This window comes from Wolbachia endosymbiont of Drosophila leontia (assembly GCF_028981785.1).
Taxonomy (GTDB): domain Bacteria; phylum Pseudomonadota; class Alphaproteobacteria; order Rickettsiales; family Anaplasmataceae; genus Wolbachia; species Wolbachia pipientis.
Window position 1 is genome coordinate 3,061 of sequence record NZ_JAPQLK010000136.1, and the last position, 6,741, is coordinate 9,801.

General features: G+C 36.0%; 7 protein-coding genes. All 7 read right to left on the minus strand.

From position 1 onward, the window contains the following. Positions 1-641 precede the first annotated feature (641 nt). Positions 642-1,277 carry a hypothetical protein gene (locus tag OZD63_RS04915; RefSeq protein ID WP_274979583.1) on the minus strand — a complete coding sequence of 212 codons (636 nt, stop codon included), beginning with the start codon at positions 1,275-1,277 and terminating at the stop codon, positions 642-644. A gap of 128 nt (positions 1,278-1,405) precedes the next feature. Then, on the minus strand, positions 1,406-3,922 hold the full coding sequence (gene leuS / locus OZD63_RS04920) for a leucine--tRNA ligase (protein ID WP_274979584.1): 2,517 nt from the start codon (positions 3,920-3,922) through the stop codon (positions 1,406-1,408). Between the two features lie 12 nt (positions 3,923-3,934). Then, the gene (locus OZD63_RS04925) at positions 3,935-4,531 is read right to left on the minus strand and encodes a murein hydrolase activator EnvC family protein (RefSeq protein WP_274979585.1); all 597 of its coding nucleotides are present in this window, start codon (positions 4,529-4,531) and stop codon (positions 3,935-3,937) included. A gap of 45 nt (positions 4,532-4,576) precedes the next feature. Then, complete coding sequence (locus OZD63_RS04930) at positions 4,577-4,903, minus strand: MerR family transcriptional regulator (protein ID WP_275008280.1); 327 nt, start codon at positions 4,901-4,903, stop codon at positions 4,577-4,579. Further along, positions 4,903-5,208, minus strand: a complete 306-nt coding sequence (locus OZD63_RS04935) for an integration host factor subunit alpha (protein ID WP_006279881.1) — start codon at positions 5,206-5,208, stop codon at positions 4,903-4,905. Before OZD63_RS04935 ends, OZD63_RS04930 begins: the two co-directional genes overlap by 1 nt. A 60-nt stretch (positions 5,209-5,268) precedes the next feature. After that, complete coding sequence (locus OZD63_RS04940; RefSeq protein ID WP_275008281.1) at positions 5,269-6,447, minus strand: MFS transporter; 1,179 nt, start codon at positions 6,445-6,447, stop codon at positions 5,269-5,271. Positions 6,448-6,586: 139 nt separating this feature from the next. Continuing rightward, positions 6,587-6,741: transposase (locus OZD63_RS04945; protein ID WP_275007855.1), on the minus strand; the 155-nt coding region annotated here is incomplete at its 5' end.

The window sequence follows — 6,741 nt, forward strand, 5'->3', positions numbered from 1 at the left end:
TTACCTCATATTTTCGAGATCCTTAACAGGTTCTTACAACATCTACTGAAAGTTTCATATATCTGGCTATGAGTAAAGTTATGTTAAGTAGGGAATATGCTTGATTTACTGGTTTGTGGACAACCTCTAACTATTGCATTCCAGAACAATTTGATGCATCATTCTTTTTGTAAAAAACATTCCAAACTTTCTCTCCACTTTTTCTGGGTAAGGTCAATTGACAACTGTCCACTTTCTATTCCCATGGATTCATATTTTTTGCCTTGACCAAGAAAAAATTCAGCTATTGCCTTACTTTCTCTTGCAACAACTTCTTCCTTAACAATTTTTCCTTTCTCATCAACGATACTTATAAAAGTTTCTTTTAGTGAGATCGCTATAATATTCCATGAGACTGCTCCTACTAATAAAAGTTTAAATTATTTTTGAAGAACTTATTCTACTGAATTCGTTACTTCGTGCTAAAATAATGGACTCCATCATTCAACATCAATTACAGTATGTTTACCCTTTTTCTTGTTATTTTTCTAATCTATAGCTAGCGTTCAAAACCATATTCGAAAATACGTTTTCGGATTTTTTTTAATGCTGTTTATTTCATCCTCAACATCGTCTCTACCTTTATGAACTAAGTAGCAGCATTAAAAATTATAACGTACCCCTATCTCTAGAGTTGCATCTGGTATTTGTTTTGCTTTTATACCACTTAGTTGCCCACCCATGGTCATACCAACTGCACCAATTATCTGCGGAGTAATTTCATAATCAACACCTAACTTTAGTTTATAGGAAATAGAACTCAGTATTTTATCTACTACAGATGAACCGGCAGCTTCACCACCTGATTCTGGAGCACCTTGTGTTTCTTCTTCCTTTTCTTTTTCTTCTTGTGAACTATTGTCATCACCATCAACTGTATCACTAACACCAAAGCCAAAAGGTGTTATTTGGAGATATCCTCCTAAACCTCCGCTGACATATAGTTTAACGGGATCAATATCAAGGTCAGGATAGAAGCGGTAGTTTGCCAATAAGCTAGCTCCTATGCTCTTTAATGACTTAATATTACTGAAAACCTCAAGTTCAAATTTAGAGTTTTGGTCATAATGGTAACCAAGAACAACACCAGGTTTCATTTTAAAGCCACCACCCCAACCAGCACCAAAGTTTAAACCTGCATAGTACTTATCTTCTGACTTACTTGCACTATTACTAGCTGCACCTGCTAGAGATGAAGTAAGCAACACAGCCAAAACGCACAATCTCTTTATTTTCATATAACTCCTCATACAAAAAAATATATAATGCATAAGTACATATCCCTTATATTAAAAAAGATATAACTACATGTCAAAAAAAGTATAGCCATAAAATCAGATTATATAAAACGTACTACTCAGGTCTTTTATATAACTATATTTACTATCTTATTTGGTACAGCATATACAGTGCGAACTTTGCTTTGATCGATCTTACTGGACACAGAGTCTATCGCTATTTTCTTCAATTCTTCTTGAGGTAAGTTAATTGCCACCTTGATTGTTGTACGTAATTTTCCATTGATTTGCACTGCTATAGTTACCGTATCGTCAACTAATAATGATTCATCAGCTTTTGGCCAAGGTTGACCTCCTATTTCTTGCCATAGGCTTTCAGCTAGATGTGGTATGAATGGTTCGATTACTCTGATTAATATACATATACCTTCATCAATAAGAGATTTTCCAGTTTTTACGTCTATTTCAGCTATTAAATTCGTCATCTCACGAAATTTTGCCACTACACAGTTTAATCTGCAGTTTTCCAAGTCATCTGTAAGTCCGTGTAAGAGTTTATGAATTTTTTTTCTGTACTCTAGAAGTCCACCCGTAACATTTTCATTATCATAGTGTATATTTACAGGTCTTAGCTGCATGACCATACGCCACAATTTATTTACATAACGAGAACAACCTTCCACGCCATCATCGGACCATTCCATATCTTTCTCCGGAGGAGTGTCGGACAACACAAACAAGCGAGCAGTATCAGCACCATACTTTTCTATGATAAAGTTTGGGTCAACTGTATTCTTTTTCGATTTGCTCATTTTTTCAACTTTGCCCACTTGAACCTTAGCTCCTTGTGCAATCAACTCTTTTGCTTCTGCGGGAAATAGCCACTTACCATTTTCGTCTTTATAAGTTGCATGGCAGACCATTCCTTGAGTGATTAAAGTAGAGAAAGGCTCTTTAATATCAAAATAGCCACATTTGGTTAAAGCACGGCAGAAAAATCGTGAGTAAAGCAAATGCAGAATTGCATGCTCTATTCCACCTATATAATAATCAACAGGCATAAAACGATTACACGCATCTTTGTCTATTGATTTATCTTCGCTACAGAATGCAGCAAAATACCAAGAGGATTCAAAAAAGGTGTCAAACGTATCAGTTTCACGCTCTGCTTGCTTTCCACATTTTGGGCAATCAACAAATTTCCAAGTAGGATGTTTATCAAGTGGATTGCCACCACTTGTGAATTCCACATCCGCGGACAGTATTACAGGCAGGTCTTTTTCTGGCACTGGAACAGTACCACAGTCTTTGCAATATATAATAGGTATAGGGCATCCCCAATAACGTTGTCTCGAAATTCCCCAATCGTGCAAACGATAGTTTATTGTTTTTTTGCCTATTTTTTTTTCTTCAAATTTTTTAACTATGGCTTCCTTTGCTTCACTAACCATTAATCCGTTTAAGAATTCGGAGTTAAACATTGTCCCGTCTCCAGTATACGCCTCCTTTGTCATCTGAGTAGCTTGACACTGGGATCCATTGTAAGAATTCTGGTCACGCGCTGGAATGACACCTAAGTGGGCTGAAGAAATAACGGGAATTATCGGCAAATTATATTTCTGTGCAAATTCAAAGTCACGCTGATCATGTGCAGGGCAACCAAAAATCGCGCCTTCCCCATATTCCATCAACACAAAATTCGCTATGTAAAGCGGCAATTCCTTATCAAGAAATGGGTGTTTGACGTTTAATCCGGTGTAAACTCCTATTTTTTCATCGTTCTCTCTTTTCGATTTTACTTCTTGGATCCCAGTGTCAAGCACTGGGATGACAACAGAAGAACCATTCTTTAAATCCTGCACAATAGGATGCTCTGCTGCCACTGCACAAAAAGAAGCCCCAAACAAAGTATGAGGATAAGTTGTAAAAACTTTTAATTTCTTATTCAGGCCAACTACTTCAAACTCTATAGTTGCTCCTTCAGATTTTCCTATCCAACGCTCCTGCATTGTTTTGACTTTTTCTGGCCAATTTTTCAAACTTTGCAGGCACTTGAGTAAATCTTCAGCGAAATCAGTAATCTTTAAAAACCATTGGGACAACTTACGTTTTTCAACAACTGCACCTGATCGCCATCCTTTTCCATCAACCACCTGTTCATTTGCAAGCACTGTTTGGTCCACTGGATCCCAGTTAACCCATGATTCTTTTCGATAGGCAAGCCCATGCTTTAAAAAATCCAGGAAAAATTTTTGTTCGTGTTTGTAATAATCAGGCTCACATGTGGAGAGTTCACGCTCCCAATTATAAGAAAGACCTATAGATTTCAACTGTGTACGCATATTATCTATATTCCCTTTTGTCCATGTTTCGGGGCTAATATTGTTATCCCTTGCTGCATTCTCAGCTGGTAATCCAAACGCATCCCAGCCAATTGGATGCAAAACCTCAAATCCATTAGCTCTCTTGTAACGCGCTATCACATCCCCTATTGCATAGTTACGTAAGTGTCCCATATGAATTTTACCAGATGGATATGGAAACATTTCCAACACGTAACACTTTTCTTGTTTACCACTCTTGCTTACAGAAAAATCCCATTTATCTTGATAAAATTTTTCAACACTTTTAAAATCATATTTCATATAAATCCAAATTCAATTACAGTTCATATGCATCAAAGGATCAACCGCTTGGCCATTATGTCGTATTGTGAAACACATCTGTGGATCTTTATCTTGTGTGCTTGATTTACCTGCAGATCCAATTACTTGACCTTGCTTTACTTTATCGCCAATTTCAACATGTATGTTTTTTAAATAGGAGTACACAGTCATGTAATTATCTTTGTGTTCCACTATAATTAAATTCCCATACCATCTCAGCCCTTTGCCTACATATATCACTTTGCCTGGTGCAGAGGAAACTACGTTCGTTCCATTTTGAGCAGCAATTTTTATGCCATCCTTACACATTTCATCAGAAGAGGTAGCTGAACCTTTAACTGGCATTACAAATTTACAATTTACCCCCACATTTTGTGTATTATTGTTATCTTCGTATATCCTATTTATGATGGCTTTTCTACTTTCTTTTTGCACTGAAGGCTCCCTAATTAAATGGTACTCTCTTGTATATTCCAGATCTCTTTTTCCGTAAAATTCTTCGCCTTTAAGCAGCACAGGTGCAGGTTTTTGCAGGCCACAGCCCATTAATATTGCTAATAACATAAGAAATGAGGCTATATGCCACATTTTAAACTCTCACAAAACTCCAAAATTTTAGCGAGACGTAGTGTTTCACGCCTGCTTGTTACTTTCCTCGTTATTTATTTTATTAGTTAAATAGTCCCTCAAATCGGTGAGTTCTTGCAACAAATTCTTTGTGACTTTTATATCATTACCAAATTCTTTTTGCACTCCTTTTATTGTATATCCTTTATCATATAGCATGTATTTTACTTTCTTTATGGCCTCTATACACTTGCGATCATATAGCCTTCTTCCTTTACGCTTTGTAGGCTTAATTTGATGAAATTGACCTTCCCAAAATCTCAAAACATGCTGTTCCAAATGTAGCTCTTCAGCTACTTCCCCAATCGTATAAAATAATTTTTCCTTGTTCATTAATTATTGATTGATTTTTTTATAATTTTTGAAGGCCTAAAAGAAACTGAATTTCTTGCCTGAATCATCACTTTCTCCGACGTATTTGGTATATTTCCTGGTCTTTCCTTCTTTTTCTTAACCAAGAATGTTCCAAATGACGATATTTTTACTATTCCATCCTTTACCAAGCTTGTCTTTATTTCGTCCAATATATCATCTATTATCGAAACAGAGTCTTCCTTTGATAATCCTATTTCTTGGTTTATATCTCCAGCTATCGTTGCCTTAGTTACTGTTGTGTCTTTTGTTGTAACGTGATCCATTATTGATAAATATTACAATACGTAAATATAACATAGCAATCGACTCGAGATTCAGCTACTTTATTTTTTAGAGTATGTCTCTTTTGTTGCATAATTTAAAATACCGGCAACTATCAATATTGCAAAAAGTGCCATTTTATGATCTGTAAAAAGTGCTAACATTGACACTATAACTCCACTGCCAATAAACATAAATCCATTGATAATGGATGATGATGTGCTGATGTATTTTCGTTTCACAATCTCGCTGCCGACAGTAAAATTAAGCATATGTCCTCCCGCAAAAAACCCGAACATTAACATACAAAAGTACACAACGTGGACTGTTAAATGGCTGTATAGTAAAATAATAGTTGAGACGCCTTGCAATAAAGCAAAAGCAGAAATTACATGTTTCCTATTTTTAAATAAGTTTGAGATTCGATCTGCAATTGGAGCACCAACTGCAAGACCAAGCCATAGTATTGCAGTTGCTATACCTGACTCCATTGCATTGAGTTCTGAGTTGCCCAGTAACCTTGGAGCCCACAAGGTATTAAGTGCTAAAAATGTTCCAAAAGTAATAGCACCCACCACTGAAGTTATCCAGATATCTCTTAATTTTAGCACTGTTAATATAGAGCACATTACTGTCTTCATAGAGCTTTTTATTGTGCGCTTTTCTGAGCTGCTTTCTGGAAGTGTGTTTGGACAAAAAAGCGTAAGTACAAATATCAACACACCAAATAGTATTATGCATACAATCAGATTTTTCCAATATGCATCTTCGGCAAGCAAGTTAGAGAACAGTATTTGAATTACCAAAGCAGAAAGGCTTGAAATTGTCTGCACTAGTGAAAACATTAGTCCAAATTGGGCAGCGGAAAAACATATGCTACTTGTGTGAGCAGCACCAATAAAACCAAATGATGCTCCAGTTGCAATCAACACTTGAGACAAAATCAAATGGGAGAAATTGTCACTATTAATAAGGACAAAAAACCCCAAGATCATAGTTGATAACGAGAAAAAATAAATTTTTTTACTGGAAAAAACATTAAACGTTGCTCCACTAAAAAATTGTAAGATGGCGAAAGTCCAAGTATATACTGAATTAGCCAGTGCAACTTGCGCGATTGTAAGTCCAAGTTCCTTTTCGAGATTTACACTTATAAAGGTATAAATTATCTGCATGTTGCTGAATATAACAACCAAGTTACTAATCAGCCAAATGAACCAAGCCTTAGCTCTGCTTTCCATAAGATTTATTTTTATAAGTAATCTATTAGAAATTTAACACTAAGTCTCTTTTTAAGCTGTTGTTTCCTGACTACTGTTATAGCTAACCCAAAAAACGGTTTCCCTACGTCATGCCGCCGCGGTATCTCTTAGAACCTGTTTAAAATCTTCGTAATAGGAGAGAAATGAAGGAAAGGACAATCATTTGCAAGCTGGTGTTGAGTTTACGTTCGCAATTTTTCCACAATCTTCTACATTTTTCTAACCAGGCAAAAGATCGCTCAACAACCCATCTCTTTGGCAATACAACGAAAG